This window comes from Brevibacterium paucivorans, from assembly GCF_016907735.1.
GTDB classification, from domain to species: Bacteria; Actinomycetota; Actinomycetes; order Actinomycetales; family Brevibacteriaceae; genus Brevibacterium; species Brevibacterium paucivorans.
Map to the genome: position 1 here is coordinate 393,627 of NZ_JAFBCP010000001.1, position 17,631 is coordinate 411,257.

General features: G+C 55.5%; 21 protein-coding genes. 13 read left to right on the forward strand and 8 right to left on the reverse strand.

The window, feature by feature from the left end; genetic code table 11:
• Positions 1 to 2 precede the first annotated feature (2 nt).
• On the reverse strand, positions 3 to 608 hold the full coding sequence (locus tag JOE56_RS01865; RefSeq protein WP_204514578.1) for a TetR/AcrR family transcriptional regulator: 606 nt from the start codon (positions 606 to 608) through the stop codon (positions 3 to 5).
• 81 nt (positions 609 to 689) lie between these two features.
• Between JOE56_RS01865 and JOE56_RS01870 the strand changes: the two genes are divergently transcribed.
• Positions 690 to 1,160, forward strand: a complete 471-nt coding sequence (locus JOE56_RS01870) for a hypothetical protein (protein WP_204514579.1) — start codon at positions 690 to 692, stop codon at positions 1,158 to 1,160.
• A gap of 144 nt (positions 1,161 to 1,304) precedes the next feature.
• Here the strand turns inward: JOE56_RS01870 and JOE56_RS01875 are convergent, their stop codons facing one another.
• Positions 1,305 to 1,982 carry a hypothetical protein gene (locus JOE56_RS01875; protein ID WP_204514580.1) on the reverse strand — a complete coding sequence of 226 codons (678 nt, stop codon included), beginning with the start codon at positions 1,980 to 1,982 and terminating at the stop codon, positions 1,305 to 1,307.
• A 246-nt stretch (positions 1,983 to 2,228) separates the two neighbouring features.
• Between JOE56_RS01875 and JOE56_RS01880 the strand changes: the two genes are divergently transcribed.
• From JOE56_RS01880 to JOE56_RS01920, 9 genes are all read left to right on the forward strand, one after another.
• Entirely contained in the window at positions 2,229 to 2,585 is a 357-nt protein-coding gene (locus tag JOE56_RS01880) for an ArsR/SmtB family transcription factor (protein ID WP_204514581.1), read from the forward strand.
• Positions 2,578 to 3,519, forward strand: coding sequence for a cation diffusion facilitator family transporter (locus tag JOE56_RS01885; RefSeq protein ID WP_204514582.1), 942 nt, complete (start codon positions 2,578 to 2,580; stop codon positions 3,517 to 3,519). Before JOE56_RS01880 ends, JOE56_RS01885 begins: the two co-directional genes overlap by 8 nt.
• Positions 3,520 to 3,843: 324 nt before the next feature.
• Entirely contained in the window at positions 3,844 to 4,938 is a 1,095-nt protein-coding gene (locus JOE56_RS01890; RefSeq protein WP_239530341.1) for a Fic family protein, read from the forward strand.
• Between the two features lie 257 nt (positions 4,939 to 5,195).
• Entirely contained in the window at positions 5,196 to 5,435 is a 240-nt protein-coding gene (locus tag JOE56_RS01895) for a CsbD family protein (protein ID WP_204514584.1), read from the forward strand.
• 100 nt (positions 5,436 to 5,535) lie between these two features.
• On the forward strand, positions 5,536 to 5,955 hold the full coding sequence (locus tag JOE56_RS01900; RefSeq protein WP_204514585.1) for a thiol-disulfide oxidoreductase DCC family protein: 420 nt from the start codon (positions 5,536 to 5,538) through the stop codon (positions 5,953 to 5,955).
• A gap of 89 nt (positions 5,956 to 6,044) precedes the next feature.
• Positions 6,045 to 6,803 carry a LamB/YcsF family protein gene (locus tag JOE56_RS01905; protein WP_204514586.1) on the forward strand — a complete coding sequence of 253 codons (759 nt, stop codon included), beginning with the start codon at positions 6,045 to 6,047 and terminating at the stop codon, positions 6,801 to 6,803.
• Positions 6,800 to 8,362: a 5-oxoprolinase subunit B/C family protein gene (locus tag JOE56_RS01910; RefSeq protein ID WP_204514587.1), complete on the forward strand. Its 1,563-nt coding sequence runs from the start codon at positions 6,800 to 6,802 to the stop codon at positions 8,360 to 8,362. Before JOE56_RS01905 ends, JOE56_RS01910 begins: the two co-directional genes overlap by 4 nt.
• A 2-nt stretch (positions 8,363 to 8,364) precedes the next feature.
• Positions 8,365 to 10,131, forward strand: coding sequence for an acetyl/propionyl/methylcrotonyl-CoA carboxylase subunit alpha (locus JOE56_RS01915; protein WP_204516047.1), 1,767 nt, complete (start codon positions 8,365 to 8,367; stop codon positions 10,129 to 10,131).
• A 65-nt stretch (positions 10,132 to 10,196) separates the two neighbouring features.
• Positions 10,197 to 10,931 carry an FCD domain-containing protein gene (locus tag JOE56_RS01920; protein ID WP_204514588.1) on the forward strand — a complete coding sequence of 245 codons (735 nt, stop codon included), beginning with the start codon at positions 10,197 to 10,199 and terminating at the stop codon, positions 10,929 to 10,931.
• Between the two features lie 48 nt (positions 10,932 to 10,979).
• Here the strand turns inward: JOE56_RS01920 and JOE56_RS01925 are convergent, their stop codons facing one another.
• Positions 10,980 to 12,284, reverse strand: coding sequence for an NRAMP family divalent metal transporter (locus JOE56_RS01925; RefSeq protein WP_204514589.1), 1,305 nt, complete (start codon positions 12,282 to 12,284; stop codon positions 10,980 to 10,982).
• Between the two features lie 11 nt (positions 12,285 to 12,295).
• Positions 12,296 to 12,940: a hypothetical protein gene (locus tag JOE56_RS01930; protein WP_204514590.1), complete on the reverse strand. Its 645-nt coding sequence runs from the start codon at positions 12,938 to 12,940 to the stop codon at positions 12,296 to 12,298.
• Positions 12,941 to 13,227: 287 nt separating this feature from the next.
• Here JOE56_RS01930 and JOE56_RS01935 point away from each other — a divergent pair, with 287 nt between their 5' ends.
• A complete protein-coding gene (locus tag JOE56_RS01935) occupies positions 13,228 to 14,184 on the forward strand; it encodes a DUF2382 domain-containing protein (protein WP_204514591.1) in 957 nt (318 codons plus the stop codon).
• A 234-nt stretch (positions 14,185 to 14,418) separates the two neighbouring features.
• Here the strand turns inward: JOE56_RS01935 and JOE56_RS01940 are convergent, their stop codons facing one another.
• Positions 14,419 to 14,883 carry an XRE family transcriptional regulator gene (locus JOE56_RS01940; protein WP_239530342.1) on the reverse strand — a complete coding sequence of 155 codons (465 nt, stop codon included), beginning with the start codon at positions 14,881 to 14,883 and terminating at the stop codon, positions 14,419 to 14,421.
• A gap of 194 nt (positions 14,884 to 15,077) precedes the next feature.
• On the opposite strand from JOE56_RS01940, the gene JOE56_RS01945 reads away from it, so the two are divergent.
• Both JOE56_RS01945 and JOE56_RS01950 read left to right on the forward strand, forming a co-directional pair.
• Positions 15,078 to 15,533 (forward strand): hypothetical protein, encoded by a 456-nt coding sequence (locus JOE56_RS01945; RefSeq protein WP_204514592.1) that lies wholly within the window; start codon positions 15,078 to 15,080, stop codon positions 15,531 to 15,533.
• Positions 15,534 to 15,568: 35 nt separating this feature from the next.
• The gene (locus tag JOE56_RS01950) at positions 15,569 to 15,919 is read left to right on the forward strand and encodes a VOC family protein (RefSeq protein WP_204514593.1); all 351 of its coding nucleotides are present in this window, start codon (positions 15,569 to 15,571) and stop codon (positions 15,917 to 15,919) included.
• A gap of 136 nt (positions 15,920 to 16,055) precedes the next feature.
• On the opposite strand, the gene JOE56_RS01955 is transcribed toward JOE56_RS01950, so the two are convergent.
• The 3 genes from JOE56_RS01955 to JOE56_RS01965 form a co-directional block, all read right to left on the reverse strand.
• Positions 16,056 to 16,271 carry a hypothetical protein gene (locus JOE56_RS01955; protein ID WP_204514594.1) on the reverse strand — a complete coding sequence of 72 codons (216 nt, stop codon included), beginning with the start codon at positions 16,269 to 16,271 and terminating at the stop codon, positions 16,056 to 16,058.
• A 3-nt stretch (positions 16,272 to 16,274) separates the two neighbouring features.
• Complete coding sequence (locus JOE56_RS01960) at positions 16,275 to 16,418, reverse strand: hypothetical protein (RefSeq protein WP_204514595.1); 144 nt, start codon at positions 16,416 to 16,418, stop codon at positions 16,275 to 16,277.
• 232 nt (positions 16,419 to 16,650) lie between these two features.
• Entirely contained in the window at positions 16,651 to 17,262 is a 612-nt protein-coding gene (locus JOE56_RS01965) for a hypothetical protein (RefSeq protein ID WP_204514596.1), read from the reverse strand.
• Positions 17,263 to 17,631: the final 369 nt, after the last annotated feature.

Below are 17,631 nucleotides of genomic sequence, written 5' to 3' on the forward strand. Positions count from 1 at the left end.
GTTTAGTTGGTTGCGCGCTGAAGAACAGTGGCACAGAGCCAGGTCACATGATTTTTTGCGTCATCAAGGGTCAGCGTCTTTGCCCCCAGCTGGAACATGAGACCATCGCAGGCAGCCGACAGCAAAGAAGCTGTACGCGGAATGTCTGCTTCATCGATGTGCCCCTCCTGGGCCAAAACCTGCAGCCATCGGACAATTCGGCCCAGACCCACTTCGTATAAGCGCGACATCATCTGAGCGGGTCCCTCGCCAGACTGTGGGACAAACAAGCGCGCCATCTGCGCGACCCACGCGCTCACCATCGCTTCCACACTTTGATCATCAGGAGGCAAGAACTGGATCATGCATTCTGCTAACCGCTCGTGCGGTGGCTGGGAGGAGTCGCGAATGTTGAGGTCCGGTGTCACGGACGAGATGAGACGTTCTGCCACGGCCCGTCCGAGGTCGCTTTGGGTGGGAAAGTAGTAGCGTAGCGTGCTAGCACCAATTCCCACGTGCTGTGCAACAGCTCGCACAGTCGCGGCTTTGGGCCCTTTTTTCTGCGCGAGCTCGATTGCCGCCTGGATAATTTCTTCTCGCCTATCCGTCACCGGCACAACACCTTTCATTTTGGCTGAACTCTCCTCTTGACAGTGTAGTACATCGTACTAGTACACTGAACTAGCACAACGTACTACTGAGGAGAAAGAATGCTAGAGACACTGCAGAACTTCACACTCTCACTTCCCGAATGGGCGCGTTGGACCGGGGTGATCCTCATTTCAGCGATCCCGCTCGTCGAGTCCTACCTTGGGTCAGTCATTGGAATCATGGCCGGCATCCATCCGGCAGTTGCAATTCCCGCCGCAGTGATTGGCAACACTGCCTCGATGCTGCTCTTGGTTTTTGGGGCACACAAACTGCGCAAACGCGTGAGCAAAGACGACGAGTCTTCCATGGGCCCCAAGAAAGCGAAGCTCAAGAGGCTGTTCGACAAATGGGGTGTTCCCGGCGTCAGTTTGCTAGGTCAGACATTTCTACCCAGCCAGATCACTTCTATGACCATGGTGTCCTTTGGTGCGTCGCGCAACGCGGTGGCTAGTTGGCAGTTCGTGTCGATCGTACTGTGGGGCGTGCTGTGTGGATCGCTCGCGGCAGCCGGGATCATGGTCTTTGGATAAGCAAGGAACGCCCCGAGGTCGTTCACAGTTGCGAGTCCAACCCCCTCGTAGCTCGCACGCGTCGCACAGTACGGAACACCTGATGGGCAAGGATCAGCACGATCCTTCCACACCGCTTAGTAACCACCTCGGCGGGAAGGGATGTTAGAGAACCTTGTGTTTCTTCGATGAGACCTGGAAACCATGCGAACCTTGCTTGCAGATCACACCGTCTTGTTTGTTGGTGGTGCACTGAAAGCCATGGACGTCCAATACCTGCCCGTACTCAAGTGTTTTGGCTGGCCCGTTTCCGTCCTGCCGAATGTACGAAGTGTCAGTCAGTCCGATCATTTCAGCTTTTGAACCTGAGTTCATGCGGGTACCGTTGGCTTCTCTGTATTCATACCCTGGGTAGTTAACGACAGGAGCGTCAGCTGGCGGTTTTGTCAATGTACAGCCCACATACTCTTTAGAAATCTCACACCTGTGTAGTTGGGACGGGGCCTGAAAGAAGTAACCGCCGTCGCTGTATTCGTGCTTGACGAAGAAGGCTTGAGGCTCCACCTTTGTTCCGCCGAAATACTTGCCGAGCGGGTTACCGCCGACTTTTGAATCGCTCGACTCATTCGACTTGCTCTTGCCACCTTTGGTCGATGAGCCCGCGACAATGTCGCTCGACCCGGCGGTCTTTGTGGGCGCACTTTCCTGCACTTGCTCTTCAGCAGGCGCTGTTTGGGCCTGGTTTTCAGGCTCTACTTTGCCGGCAAAAGGAAGATCATTAAGAGCACATCCAGACATAACAACAACGGTGGCGACCATCAGACCCGCACGCAAACGCTTCATACCTTTATTGTATATGTGCATTTATCATATATGTGCGTTTCCGGCGACTGCGAGGCTCGCAAAACACTGAAGTCGTCATATCGATGTTGACAGTTGTTTGGCAGCGTAGATTACATGAGGCATTTCTCGCCGTCAGTGTTCGAACCACTCGGCGATCCTCACAACCAAGCGCTTGTTGAGCGCATCCGGAAAGCTTATCCGAACAACTGCATAGCATTCATCGATTCATAGCGATATAATCGATGTATGGCGATAAACAATCATGTGGCAGACTCCCACACTGAGCTCGAAAGCTGGGCGACACTCTTTAAGAGCCTTTCTGACCCACACCGACTTCAGATCATCCAACATTTGCAGTTAGGCGAACACCGGGTTGCTGACCTTGTCGACCACCTCGGTCTTGCCCAATCCACCGTGTCAACGCACGTGGCCTCGCTTCGCAACGCTGGCCTCCTCGCCAGCCACACCCACGGCAGGGCCACCTACTACACCTTGGCGCACCCGCAGGAAACCGTACAGCTCCTCAAGGCCGCCTCAGAAGTCTTGACAAGCTCAGACACATGCATTGAGTCCTCACAACAGCAGAGCACCAGCCATGCCTGACCTGGTTAAGCAGTCCGCACACGACCACGAAGGACACAACCACAGCATTTCTGCCGACGCTGACCGCCGGTATCTGTGGCTGGCTTTGATCATTCTTGGCGCGTTTATGATCGCCGAGGTCGTCGTCAGTTTCATGACCGGCTCCCTCGCCTTGCTTTCGGATGCCGGGCACATGTTGTCCGATGTGGGCGCAATTGCGCTGGCACTGTGGACAATTCGCTTGGTTGCCCGTCCCGCCAAAGGGGCGCTGACGTGGGGGTTAAAACGCGTTGAAATCATCTCTGCTGCGGTCAATGGCATCACGCTCCTGGTTGTTGCCGGCATTATTGCTGTTGAAGCGATCCACCGTCTTTTTGAACCTCCCGAGGTCGATGGCGGCCCTGTGCTGATCGTTGCCGCGGTGGGGGTGGCAGTCAATATCGTGGTCGCATGGTTGGTTGCGCGTGCAAACCGTTCGAGCCTTAACGTAGAGGGTGCATATCAGCACATTCTGACCGACCTCTACAGTTTCATCGGGACAATGATCGCCGCCCTGATCATCATGTTCACTGAGTGGGTGATGGCTGATGTCATTGCGTCGTTGCTGGTGTGCTGGCTCATGGTGTACGCGGCATGGAACCTGCTCCGAGACGCAGGCCGAGTTCTGCTTGAAGCGGCGCCAAAAGGCGTTGCCCTTGAGGAAATCACGGAACACATCCTTGAGCTTCCCCACGTGCAGCGTGTACACGATTTGCACGTGTGGAGCGTCTCGACTGACCTGCCGGCCCTTTCGGCACACATCGTTGTCAACGACGAGTGTTTTGAGGATGGGCACGTCCCCCAACTACTCGATCAAGTGCAGGACTGTGTTGCGGGGCATTTCGACGTTGAGCATTCCACGTTTCAGTTCGAACCGCCTAAGCATGATGCACACGAATACCACCCGCACCCCTAGTTTGAACTGTCACTTCATGGTTCATCTTTGTCTGGTTTCAAGGCATCGTTCACACCCCGCAGATGCGAAGAACCGTTTACCCACCACAGCTCAAAACAGATGTGTTGACTACACACCCTTTTTGTTCTTTTTGTTCACGTTTTCGGCCACAAATCGGCCAGTTACCCAACACAGCAAGTTCACAACCGAGCACTTGTGGTGAGTAACTGAGGGGTTATATACCCAAGAACCCTCATGTACACATATGTCGATTTCATCGACATGTTGAGAAGATATGTCGAAATTTCGCCGTTCTTTCGACATATCTTGGCTAGGCTGACACCCATGTGGAATCAACCGAATGAGCCATATCAAGATTTGCCACCGCTTCCACCGAAACAGCAAATCGAAACACCTGCCGTGTTCAAAGCGACCATTGAGGCTAGTCGCGCGCTTGCACGGCTAGACGGTGCGTACAAGCGTTTGCCCGACCCTACAATGCTCATCAACTTGATTCCTCTTATGGAGGCACAAGCTTCCAGTGAAATCGAGAACATCGTCACAACCAACGACGAGCTGTTTAAAGCAGCGAACGGCGCGTTGCAAGAAATCACCCCACAAGTCAAAGAAGCGTTGCGATACAGGGAAGCTCTCCGCGCAGGTTACGAGTCCTTGCACGAGCGACCAATCATGACGCAAACTGCAGTCAAAATTTGTTCACACTTACAGGCCGCTCAGGCGAAGATCCGTGACGTGTCCGGCACCTATATAGGAAATCCAACGTCCGGAAAGCGCATTTATACTCCCCCAGAGGGCAAAGATGTCATTCTTGGCCATTTGCGCGCGTGGGAAGAGTTCATACACGATAACCACCAACTTGACCCGCTTGTTGTTATGGCCCTGGCGCACTACCAGTTCGAAGCGATACACCCATTTTTTGGTGGAAATGGTCGAACTGGCAGGATCCTCAACCTACTGATTCTTATTGAAAAGGGCCTCCTGCAGTTACCGGTCCTCTATCTTTCAGGACATATCGTGCGGAACAAGGATCAGTACTACGCACTTCTTAACCGTGTGACACAGGACAGCGAGTGGGAAGATTGGATACTTTTCATGCTGGCTGGAGTTAGATCGACCGCTGAATGGACCTTACAGCTAGTGGAAACCACTGACCGGATGCGAGAAGAGACCGCTCAAAAGATCCGCGACCACTACCCACGACTGCCCGCAAAAGAACTCACTGAATTGATGTTCAGCCAGCCATACCTTCGAATCGACAACGTCATAAACGCGGGACTTGCCAAGCGCCAAACCGCTTCAACGTGGCTTAATACGATTGCAGAAGCGAATCTACTCACAAAAGAACGTGTAGGACGCAGTGTTCTCTTCATCAACTCTGAACTGCTCAAAACTCTCTTCCATACGCCTTTACCGCAGTAAGTGTGACGGCGATGTGAACCCTCATGTACACATATGTCGATTTCATCGACATATTGAGAAGATATGTCGAAATTTCGCCGTTTTTTCGACATATCCCTCGTTTGATGCCCCACTCCTCGCGCTCGAAGAGCAACTGTCAGAACGTGGCGTGGCCGTAGACCGGTTGCGACGGACTCTCAAGGAGCAAGGGTTCGTTCACCCCATAGGATGGAAGCGTGCACGTAAATGTGCAGTGTCAAACTCGAAGGAGGTGCGCGATGAGCGCAGAAGACAAGTTTGAAAACACCACCGACAAAGTGGGCGGAAAGATTCAGGAAGGCGCCGGAAAGCTCACCGGGGACAAGGAAACCGAAACCCGCGGTAAAGCAGAAGCCGCTAAGGCCGACTTCAAAGACAAGCTCGACGATGTGAAGAACTCGGCCAAAGACACGTTTGACGACGTCAAAGACTCCGTAAAGGGTGCTGTCGACGGCCTGCTTGGAAACGACAAGAAGTAAGACTCACTAAAGCTCCGAGCTTCCCGCTAGGCATCCTCAGCGGGAACCTCGGGGTTTCCACACTCACAGTCCAAACGGTCCGCACAATAGAAATCACCACATGCCACACGATTTGGTCGACCTTGTTTTTGACGGTCAGTGCGGTTTTTGCACGCGTGCCGCCTACGCAATCAAGCGCTTTGATAGAAAAGCGCGTATCCGACTGCACCCCGCTCAACGGCCCGGCGTTCACGAACGGTTCAGTCTCACTAAAACTGACACACAGCAAGCTGCTTGGGCCTTCACTCACGACCGCAGTGCCTCCGGAGCGGAGTCCATCAACCTAGTCCTCGACGTGACCTTTGGAACTCGGCTGTTCACACAGCTCTACAGGATCCCCGGAATTCACTCCTTACAAGACCGTGCATACGAATGGGTCGCAGAACACCGCTACCTTCTTCGCGACACAACACCCTGGTGCCAGTCGCACCCAGGTGACTGCCTCCTCGGGACCGGCACGGCAAGCTGCTCATTGCGTTAAAAAGGTAAGTCGTGGGAGATCTCTCAGGGGTTTAAACTTCTACAAAAAACTCTAGAATCGTTGAAAGAACACTCTTAGGGAAACGGAACATGACGACTATCGACATCAACTCAGACCTGGGAGAATCTGTCGCCGGCGTTGCACTAAGTGACGATGACGCGATTCTTGATGTCGTTTCCTCTGCCAATGTGGCTTGTGGCTACCATGCCGGAACACCCCACGGAATCGCAGCGACAGTGAAGTCAGCTGCAAGCCGAAACGTCACGATTGGCGCCCACCCGTCATATAACGATCCCGCCGGCTTTGGCCGTCGCTTCATTGACTACGACCCCCACCAGCTCGCTGATGAGGTGCTTTACCAAATTGGCGCATTAGATGCGATCGCTCGTTCTCACGGAACTCACGTGCAATACGTCAAACCACACGGGGCGCTCTATAACGAAATCGTGCACAACACTTCCCACGCCCAGGCGGTCGTCGAAGCAGTACGCGCGTTTTCACACGACATACCTCTACTTCTTTTGCCCGGTTCGGTTGCGGGAACAATCGCACAAAAGGCCGGGATTGACGTTGTGACAGAAGCTTTTGCCGACCGCGCATACAACCCGGACGGAACACTCGTGTCCCGCAAAGAAGCTGGAGCCGTCGTCACCGATGTTGACCACGTGTGTGCCCGCGTCATTGACATGGCAACAAAAGGAACCGTGACAGCCCGCAACGGGTCCACAATTCGCATCGACGCTCAATCAATCTGTGTTCATGGAGACTCCCCCGGAGCAGTCGACATGTCCCGCGCTATTCGCCAGGCACTCGATGACGCCGGCGTGACCGTAGAAAGTTTCATATGAGTCCCGAGTTTCGCTTCATGGGTACCCGCTCGGTCCTCATCGACCTCCCGGACATGCAGACCGTCATGAGATGGCACGCCCATTTGCATGCACACCCTCTCGACGGCCAAATCGAAGTCATCGCCGCAGCCAACACGTTGCTCTTTAAAGCAGATACACGCAGAGCCCTCGACGCGGCGTTTACCACTCTGCGCACTCTCCAACCACCACACGTGTGGGAAAGCGACAACAAAACCGTTGACATCGACGTGGTGTATTCCGGAGCAGACCTCGACGAAACCGCGAACCTTTACAACATGTCACCCCACGCGCTCATCAACTACCACACCAAGGAGGAGTGGACGGCAGCCTTTTGTGGATTTGCCCCAGGCTTCGTCTACTGCACCTCAGCTTCACAAATCTGGGACACACCCCGAAAATCGTCACCACGAACACGCGTCCCAGCAGGATCCATTGCCCTGGCTGGGCCCTATTCGGCGGTATACCCGATCGACTCCCCCGGCGGGTGGCAACTGATCGGAACCACCCCTTCCCCGGTTTGGGATGAAACGGAGAACCCGCCTAACCTCATCCGTCCGGGCGACACGGTTCGCTACCGCGCTGTCACGGAACGTATCGATGTGAAGCCGCGGACCACCTCGGCGGTTTCCGTTCCGGGTGGGGAGCACGTAGCAACCGTGACCGAGGTGGGGCTACAGGCTCTCTTTCAAGACCTCGGTCGCGTGGGGCACGGCGATGTGGGCGTCTCAACGTCCGGAGTATTGGACCGAGGATCCGCGCGTCAAGCCAACCGTATGGTGGGCAATCATTCACGCTCCACAGTCATTGAGTGCTTGTTTGGCGGGTTCACTGTATACGCTGAAACGGATCTGACGTGCGCAGTTACAGGTGCGCACACACCACTGACAATCGATGGGCGACCAGCTCCCCTGCGAACCCCGCTTGCGGTTCCTGCAGGTGCCGAACTCGCGTTAGGCACCCCCACATGCGGAGCACGTAACTACATTGCTTTCCGAGGTGGTTGTGCCGCTCCCACTGTCATGGGGTCATCCGCTACCGACACGCTTTCCAAACTGGGCCCCGACCCTATTGGTGTTGGTCAGAAGCTCCGCCTATATCCAGACCCTGCGCCCGCAGCTGTGGGAGAACCCGAACCCAGCACCTTACCTGCCCACCTTGATTCGGTTACGTTACGCGCTGTTCCTGGCCCGCGTGCACACTGGTGCGCACCTGGTGAGCTCGACACACTTGCCTCACAAACGTGGACCGTCAGCCCAACGTCTAATCGGATCGCGCTTCGGCTCAATCCTGACGAGGGCGGTCGTGGGCTCAAACGCGCAAGCGATAAGGGGGAACACGCTAGCGAAGGTATAGTGTCCGGGGCCATTCAGGTCCCACCAGAAGGGCTACCGGTGCTGTTTGTGGCAGATCACCCTGTCACCGGCGGATACCCTGTCATCGCAACCGTTGTGGCAGAAGACTTAGACCTCGTAGCCCAGCTTTCACCGGGCGCCCACGTACACTTCGACCTCATTGACGTTCCAGGAGAGCCAACGTGACGATACAGTCTGTTCTTATCGCTAACCGTGGAGAGATCGCGGTGAGGATTGCCCGCGCAGCAGCTGACAACGGTCTGCGGTCTGTTGCAGTGTACTCTGACGTTGACGCTAACGCCCTGCATACTCGGATCGCCGACGAAGCGTACCGCCTCCCTGGGATAACCCCAGCGGACACATATATGAACATTCCTGCGATCATCGAGATCGCACTCCGCGCGCAGGTCGACTCCGTTCACCCTGGTTACGGATTTCTGTCCGAAAATGCTGAGTTCGCAGCCGCGGTCACCGAAGCTGGTCTGACGTGGATTGGACCATCGGCTGATGTGATCGAAACCCTTGGCAACAAGGTGAAAGCACGAGATATTGCAGTGCGTGTCGGCGCACCCCTGGCTCCCGGTTCTGATGGCCCGGTCACGAGTTGGGAAGACGCTTACACTTTTGCTCACAAACACGGTCTACCGATCGCGATCAAGGCCGCGTTTGGCGGCGGTGGCCGTGGCTTAAAAGTCGTCCACGAGCTTCACGAGGTTGAAGATGCATTCGCCGCTGCCGGGCGTGAGTCCCGGGCTGCATTTGGCCGTGACGAGTGTTTCGTTGAGAAATTCTTAGTGAAGCCACGGCATGTTGAAGCGCAGGTTCTTGCTGATACGCACGGCAACACGGTTGTTGTCGGTTTGCGGGACTGCTCTTTGCAACGACGCAACCAAAAACTGGTTGAAGAAGCACCCGCACCGTTCCTCACCAGTAGCCAAGAAAACCAAATCCGCCAAGCGTCCATAGACATATGCGAAGCAGTTGGCTATGTGGGAGCCGGAACAGTCGAGTTCTTAGTTGCACGCGACGGAACCATCAATTTCCTTGAGGTCAATACCCGCCTGCAGGTTGAACACCCGGTCACGGAAATGACCACGGGTGTTGATCTCATTGGTGAGCAGTTCCGGGTTGCCAGTGGTGTGCCACTGTCCTTTGTTGATGAGGTTCGTGACGGGTCGCTGCCCCAAAACGGGCACGCGATTGAGTTCCGTCTCAACGCCGAGGACGTTGCTGCTGGCTATGTTCCGTGCCCTGGCACGGTCACCCGTTTTGAAGCCCCGACAGGGCCAGGGATCCGGGTTGATTCTGGGATTACTACGGGATCTGCCGTTCCGGGTGCATACGACTCAATGTTGGCTAAGCTCATTGTGCATGGAGCGACCCGTGCACAAGCGATCAGTCGGGCACGGCAAGCTTTTCGTGAACTTGTCATCGAGGGCGTTGCGTCTGTTGCCCCATTCCACCAAGCAGTTCTGAAACACCCAGCCTTCGTCGACGAGTTCGCAGTACACACCGCGTGGATCGAACAGGATTTCACAGGCGAATTCGAGGGTAGCAAGATCTATGCCGATCACAGCACCGACCAACCACTGAAACGGTTCGGCATTGAACTGAACGGGAAGCGCGTAGAACTTGGCCTCCCCGCTCAATTCCTCACACATATGGCCTATTCAACTCACCAGGGCGACGGAACGTGCAAACCTCGTGACACCTCGGCGGATACCAGCACACCAGCGAACATTGTCACCAGTCCGTACGCTGGCAACTTTGTTACCTGGAAAGTCACGGACGGCGAAGCGGTGGAAAAGGGGCAAACAATTGCGGTCATCGAAGCCATGAAGATGGAATCAAATATTGCAGCACCGGTTGCAGGAACGGTGGCGTGTGAAAACATCAACGCTGGTGACAGCGTGCCTGCTGGAACTACGATCGCCCAGATTTCCTCAACACCCTAAGATTCGTCGCCATAGGCACGCGCGCCGAGTCACTTTTAGTGTTCGAGATTTCGTAAAATGAATACGTGAATTTCAACTTCGTTTCTGCTCATCAACGCGCCACCCGAACACTTCTCGACGAGATTTCTACCGCGCACCTGCCACCGGGCGAGAAACTCAACGAAGTTGAACTGGCGAGTCGACTCGAAATCTCACGCAACACTCTGCGAGAAGCATTTATTGCTCTAGAAGACTACGGGGTCATCGTGCGTCAACCTCACCGGGGAGTTCACGTAACACTGCCAGATGAGGATCTGGTCGACGAAATCTTCCGTGTGCGGTCATTGCTTGAACCAGCTGTTTTACGTTGGTCGCGTGGGTTGAACATTGACGCTCTCCACGAATGCGTACAAGACGGTCAGCTGGCACGCGAAGCCCAGGACCATGACGGCGCAGGAGACGCAAACCAACGTTTCCACGCAACCATCATTGAGGGCGCAGGGTCGAGCTTCGCCGATGACATGATGACGCGAGTCCTTGCCATTATGCGCTTGGTCTTCATTCAAGTGTCGGCGAAACATGACGGTTTTCACTACCCGTACGTGGAACTCAACGACGAAATCGCCCAGCTTGTAGATTCAGGGCAACGCGAACAGGCCGCAGAAAGGATGCGTAGTTACCTGGAACGGTCACGCGATGAACTACGCGAACTTCTCAACAGTCCTGCGCCTACCGAGGTGGCTGACGCTCAAGGTTCTTCTGAAGTGGCTGCTGAGGCAACAAGTGAGGGAACGGAAAAGGTCAAGCCCGCCTCGGATTGAACCAAACTGTGTGGTCTAGCCATCATTACATGGCCAGACCAGACAGCCTCATCCTTGCCAAAGGGTCGCGATACCAGTAAGCGAGTTCCAGCCCAACCAGATGGTGAGGAGCCATGTGAGGGTTCCCACCACTGCGAGCCACTTTGGGTACGCATAGCCCTTGAGAAGGTCGCGGCGGGCCCACGCAACCCAGATAACCACGGCGAAACCAATTGGCAGGATTAAGCCGTTAAATGCTCCGGCGAAAATCAAGAGTGTCTGCGGTGCTTTGTTGAGCGCCAAGTAGGCAATCGCGCATACGACGATAAATCCTACGGTGAGCAGGCTGCGAACCCGTGCGCTGGTCTTTTGGGTGGTCACGAAGCTGATCGACGTGTAGGACGCACCGATTACCGATGTCAGGCCCGCTGCCCAGAGGACAACACCAAAGAATCGCAAACCGATTTCGCCGGCAGCAGCGCGGAAAGCGTCGGCTGCGGTGTTGTCATTCGACAGGGCTACACCTCCGGCAACAACACCCAGGATTGCTAAGAAGAGCAGGACACGCATGATTCCTGTGACGATTACGGACATGACCGAAACACCGGTGATGTGACCGACGTTTTCAGCGCCTGTGATCTTGGAGTCGATCAGGCGGTGAGCACCTGCGAAGGTGATGTAGCCGCCAACGGTTCCACCGATCAGCGTGGTGATAACCAGAAAGTCCACTTGTTCGGGGAGCACCGTGTTCTTCAGCGCTGCGCCAATAGGAGGCTGGGAGACGATCGCCACGTACAGCATGAGCAGGATCATGATGGCGCCCAGCGCAACAACGATCCGGTCAAGGGCTGCGCCTGCCCGTTTAAAAACGAACACTACGACAGCGATGAGCGCGGACACCGCTCCCCCGATTTTCGCGTCGACCCCGAGCATGGCGTTGATGCCCAAACCTGCGCCACCGATATTTCCGATGTTGAAGATCAAACCGCCTACAAACACAAAGGCGGCCATGACCCAACCAATTCCAGGCAGAACACGGTTTCCGAGTTCGTTCGCGCGTAAACCCGTCACGCCCAACACACGCCACACATTGAGCTGGATAGCAATGTCAACCAGTACCGACACAAGGATCGCGAAGGCAAATGCGACGCCGAGCTGAACGGTGAACACGGAAGTCTGTGTGATGAATCCGGGACCAATCGAGGATGTGGCCATGAGGAACATAGCACCGAGGATGGCTGTGCGGCTTGACCCGGTGAGCTTCGTGCGTTTCTGGGCGACGCTCTGGGTTGCCGCTTCTGGTGTGGTCGATGCTTCTTTGTTGACAGCCGATGAACCACTGCCGGGTGTGGGCTCAGGGTTGGGTGTGTTCATGGTTGACCTTGCTACCACACTTTGTACTTCTTGGATGAGAATTGAATGCCGTGCGAGTCCTTTCGGCAAATGACACCCAGGTCCTTATTCGTGGTGCATTCAAAGCCCTTGACGGCTAGCACTTTCCCGTACTCAAGAACCGAGGTCGAACCCTGGTGGTTGAGATATGCGGCGTCACTGACGGCAAACATCTCACCCTTTTTGCCTACTGGCAGACGAATAGCATTCGCTGGCTGCTCTTCTGGAGCGCCGTCTGCAGCGGGGACCATAGGCACATCGGCTGGAAAACGGTTGGACAGGCACCCGACTTCATCAGACGCGATCATGCAAAAGTGAACTTCTGAGGGCGTCTGGAAATAGTAGGCGTCTTCGTTCGAGTACATCAGCTTTTCGTGAAAGTCGGCCTTGTTGGCCTTGGGCCCACCAAAGTGTTCAGCAAACGGGGTCTTTGGCTTTGACGGCTCTTTCTTTGCGGATTTACTGTCTACAATGTCGCTGGTTTTTGTGGGCGCAGACTCGGAAGGAGCGGCGTCGCTCTCTTCCGTTGACTGGCTTTGGTTCTCAACGGTCGACTCACCGCCGGACTGTTGCGCAGATCCGCACCCTACCAGGGTAATGATGGCAGCAACGGCAAGGCACGCACGGAAAAGATTCATAGTCCCATTGTAGGTCATTCGCAATCCGAAAGACGTCCGAGGTCGCACCCAGCAGGCAACGACCTCGGCGACCGTATTTGTCATAGGTGGCGACGGTGGAGGTGCCCCTGAGGAGTGAGCTAGATCCCAGTACTCACGAAACAGTCAGGCCATGTTGAGTTTATGTGGAGGGCGCGTTCAACAGTTGTTCACTGACCGTCCGTAACGTCGCAAACGTCTCACCAAGACAGTGGCTGACAACAACCAATAGCAGCCACTACATCCGTTCGCTCGAAAGGACCAGCTCAATGACTTTCCAGAACAACATCGACGAACTGCAGAAATCCACTGTTATCGACCGCAATGGCGACAAGATCGGCTCGGTCGGACAGGTTTACGTGCACAACAGCACCAACACCCCGTCATGGGTCACCGTTAACACGGGACTCTTTGGCACAAAGGAAACCTTCATCCCACTGAACGAAGCCGAACTCAAGGGCGAGGAAATCCACGTGCCTTACGAAAAGGACTTCGTTAAGGACGCACCAAACATTGACGAAGACAGCGAACTGTCGCCTGAACAGGAAAACGAACTGTACCGCTACTACGGCGTGCAGGACGACAACGCTGATGCTGGTGTAGCCGGTGACGCTGACCGTGCAGGTGAAGCTGGTGACGCTGATCGCGCTGGTGAAGCTGGCGTGGCTGGAACCGCAGGTGTTGCTGGAACTGCTGGCGTTGCCGGTGCTGCTGGTGCTGCAGACGGACAGCGCGAGGGCGTTGTTGCTGATGACGCACACGCAACCGCTGACCGCGACGGTGTTGCTGCGCAGGAAGGTGTTGCTGCTGACGCACACGCTGCTGGAGACGTTAACGCTGACCAGAAGGTCACCTTGCACGAAGAACGCGTCAACGTTGGCAAGGAAAAGGTTGAAACTGGTCGCGTTCGCCTCCGCAAGCACGTTGTGACTGAAACCAAGAGCGTTGAAGTTCCTGTTGAGCGCGAAGAGCTGGTTGTTGAGCGCACCCCTGCTACTGGTGACGCACCTGCAGGCACCGTCGGTGAAGAGGAAGTAGAAGTTTCCCTCTCCGAAGAACGTCCAGTTGTTGACAAAGAAACTGTTGCAACCGAAGACGTTCACGTAGGCACCCGCACCGTGCAGGACACCGAACGCGTTTCGACCGACGTTGCACACGAAGAAGTTGACGTAGACAACGTTGACGGTGGCACCGTAGACCCAAACCGCACTGACAACCTGGGCTAAACGGCACTGAACGTTTCCCGCCGGGGACATCACGTGCATATGCCAGTGGCACATCGCGTTTGCGGTGTGCCACTGCTTTTTGCGCGTTTGGTTTGGCGAAAGGAGAGAGCCTGCCGTTAGGCTAAAGCACGACGAAAACTTGGACCTGAAATACGTTGACGTCCCTGTTCTGGATTCAATGCCACCACCGTTATTGCGTCTGGAGGTGTGACCGTAAAGAATCAGTACGGTTGCTCATTCAATATCCAGGTCAGCTTTGACCTCGTCCCAAGGAACCGCACCGTCGGCCTCGACCTCTGCGCGTGAAACTCGCGCGGCTTCAATGTCGGCACGATCCTCCGTAACCTCAATCTGTCGTTCCGTGTCACCCGCATCGGTGACGAGGGCGCGCTCTTCTGCAACGACGAGCACCTCTGCTCCCTTGAGAGCCTCACCGAGGACGTCGTTGACTGCCCATTCGAGGGAGTCGAGTGCATCTTCTCCCCCGCTGATGGCTTCAGCTTCCCGGTCGTTTACCCGGATGAGCGCAGCGCCACCGATCGGAACAACACCGTCTTCGTCAGCGCCGTGTTCCTCAACGATTCGTGCCCATGCGGCGTCCAAAGCGCCTGGTGTCAAGGCTCGCACGCGGACGCGATAGGTGAGATCTTGTGTGGTGTGTCGATCGAACCAGTCGTTGGATAACGTCCAAATTGTCATGTCTTAAGTATCAGGCCGGGCACCTGGCGTCGCAAGCAGTGCGCCTCATTTTTGAAGTGCTGGATTAAGGCGCCGACGAGCTCTGAAAGTCTCATCGATGTTCGATGCGCGGATAGCCTAGCTGACCGGCTCCATCCGGCATCGAAGACCGCTGGTGAACAGTTGAGGCTAAACCGGAAACTATGCTGACTGACGTGAACACGTTTCTTCTGACATGGAACCCCGTGTACGGCGGCCTCGATGAGTCGACGATCAAACAAAACATCGAGCTCACTTCTCAGGGCAAGCGTGCACCCGGCAGGTGGAACACCGGTGGTACCACCAGAAAGATTCAACCCGGCGACCGCGTATTTCTGCTTGTTCTGGGATCCGGCGATCACGGCATTTTCGCCAGTGGGTTCGTCACAAGCGCGGTGTACAAAGAGGTGCATTGGAATGATCCTCGGAAGTTGGCCAACTATGTCGACCTCGAGTGGGGCGAATTTCTAGAACCGGCTGACGCGCTGCCCGGCGATGTACTGCAGACAGTTTTCACCGCTAATCGTTGGCGCCCACGTTCAAGCGGAACACAAATTGTTCAGGGTCGCGAAAACGAGCTGGAACATATGTGGAGCGAGCACACCCAAGAGGTGCGAGCTCAGCGGACGTAGTTTAAGAGCTGGTCGCCACGGATACACTGGAAACCATGAGTGAAGCAGCATTCAGAATTCGCCAGGTCACCTTCGACTGCCACGACCCTTCTAAGCTAGCCCAGTTCTGGTCAACTGCAACGGGATGCGAGATCGTCGCCGACTACGGCGATTTCGTAATGGTCAATTCCACACCAGCTCTGGGGTTTCAGCGAGTTGAGCGCCCCACACCCGGGAAAAACCGTATGCATATCGACGTTGGCGGGGTTGAACGCAAAGCTCTGGTGGAGCGTCTAACATCCTTGGGCGCTACCACACTCAGTGACCACGAGGCACCGGGACTCGTATGGACAGTTATGCAGGACCCGGAAGGCAATGAGTTTTGTGTAGGCAATCCCGACTTATAGGTTCGAGGCTGACCATTCGGACCCCAACTTAGATCCCCCCCCCCGCGAAGTCCATGGGAAGCGGATGGGCTCGTTTGATGGCCATGCGAATAACGTCTGCGCGATGGTTGTGGAAAGCCTGGTACTCAGGCGAGTGTCACTCGTCGAAAATAAGCTCGATCGGCTCCGTTTCCCGCAGTTCGTGATCCCAGACGTAAAAGCGGTCGTCACCGGGTAGCTTGCCCTCCTGGTCCTCGGCGACGGGGACGGCGTTCTGCGGGAATCCGTCGGCTTCGGAGCGCCACGTTTCGGTTTCTTTCACTACGTGATCTGCTGAGCGGGCGAGACGGCGACGGTCGGAATCGTCATACACCGGTTAGAGGAACCAGTATCCCTCATCGGTATCGTCGATTTCGCCGCCGTTCTCCGACATCAGACGCTCGCGCAAAACGACTGTGAATGCGCGCCCCAGTGCTTCTTCGGCGGCGCCAATCCGTGATTCATCAACGGGAAAGACCATACAAGAAGTAAATTGGGCGCCCTCAGCCCTCGGCAACACCCTACACCTGCAATAGCGGCTCTGTGTGGAGCGCACTAGGGGTACTGTTTAAGCATTAAGCGCCACGAACTCATCAATGGCAACATAAGTTATTGCCTAATGTAACGAACACTCATGACATTCGGCCAACATTAAACAATTCGAAATTCTTCGTACTCACACGCCATGCGACCGCACATACGCCCTGCCGAAATCAGCGAAGCGTGTACTTCTGCGAAGAGACCTGAAGCCCGTGTTCACCCTGTATGCAGATGACACCGAGCTTCATGTCCGTAGTGCACTGGAAGTCCTCGACATCCAGAACTTCGCCGTAGCCGAGCACCTTTGCCTGTCCATCCTGCTTCATGAACTCCGTGTCGCTCATTCCGAACATTTCGGCCTTTTTGCCGGCGTACATACGGGAAGCATTAGCGGGCCCGTAACCGCCATCCGCTTGCTGGACCTCAGGGGCATTGGGCGGAGTGGCACCCATGTGCATACAGCCGACGAATTCGCTGGTGATCACACACTGGTGCTTACCCGACTGAGTCTGGAAGTAGTACTTGCCGTTGGCAGCGAAGCCCGCGGGGTCGACTTTCTTGCCATCGAAGGATGCACCCATCGCGTTTTTACCTGCAGGTTTTTCTTTTTCCTTCGGCTTTTGCGGCTCGTCAGAGTCCTGCGTTGGAGTGCTCTCCGTGGTGGCCTCACTCGGGGCTTCCTGCGCTGGTGTGCTGTCGCCGGTTGATACCGACGCTTTATCTGAACCACAGCCGGCAAGGGTCAGTGCAGCGGCAACAGCAATGGCAATGCGAACAGTCTTCATGCATTCACCTTTCGGGAACTTTCCACGACTTTCGTACAGAATACCTGCCCGCAGACACTTCTGGCAGGTCGCCCAAGATCACCCAATACCGGTTTCATTTAATGAGATGGCGGTTGCGCAGACCAGGGTTCAAACACTCATCGAGCCCGCGCCTGCTGACTTAGAGGATCGCAATGATGCAGACCCCGAATACACCCAGGAGAAACCGGAAGCTGCTCAAGAGCAAAGGCGACTTCAGCCGTGAGGAACTGACGGCCTTCCTTGAAAGCCTTGCTGAGCGTGTCCGCGCTGACGACGTCCATCCCCGATCTCGAGATTTACCGCCGAACAAACGCGGGCAGTGACAAGGTATCGCCGTCGCAGGCTGGC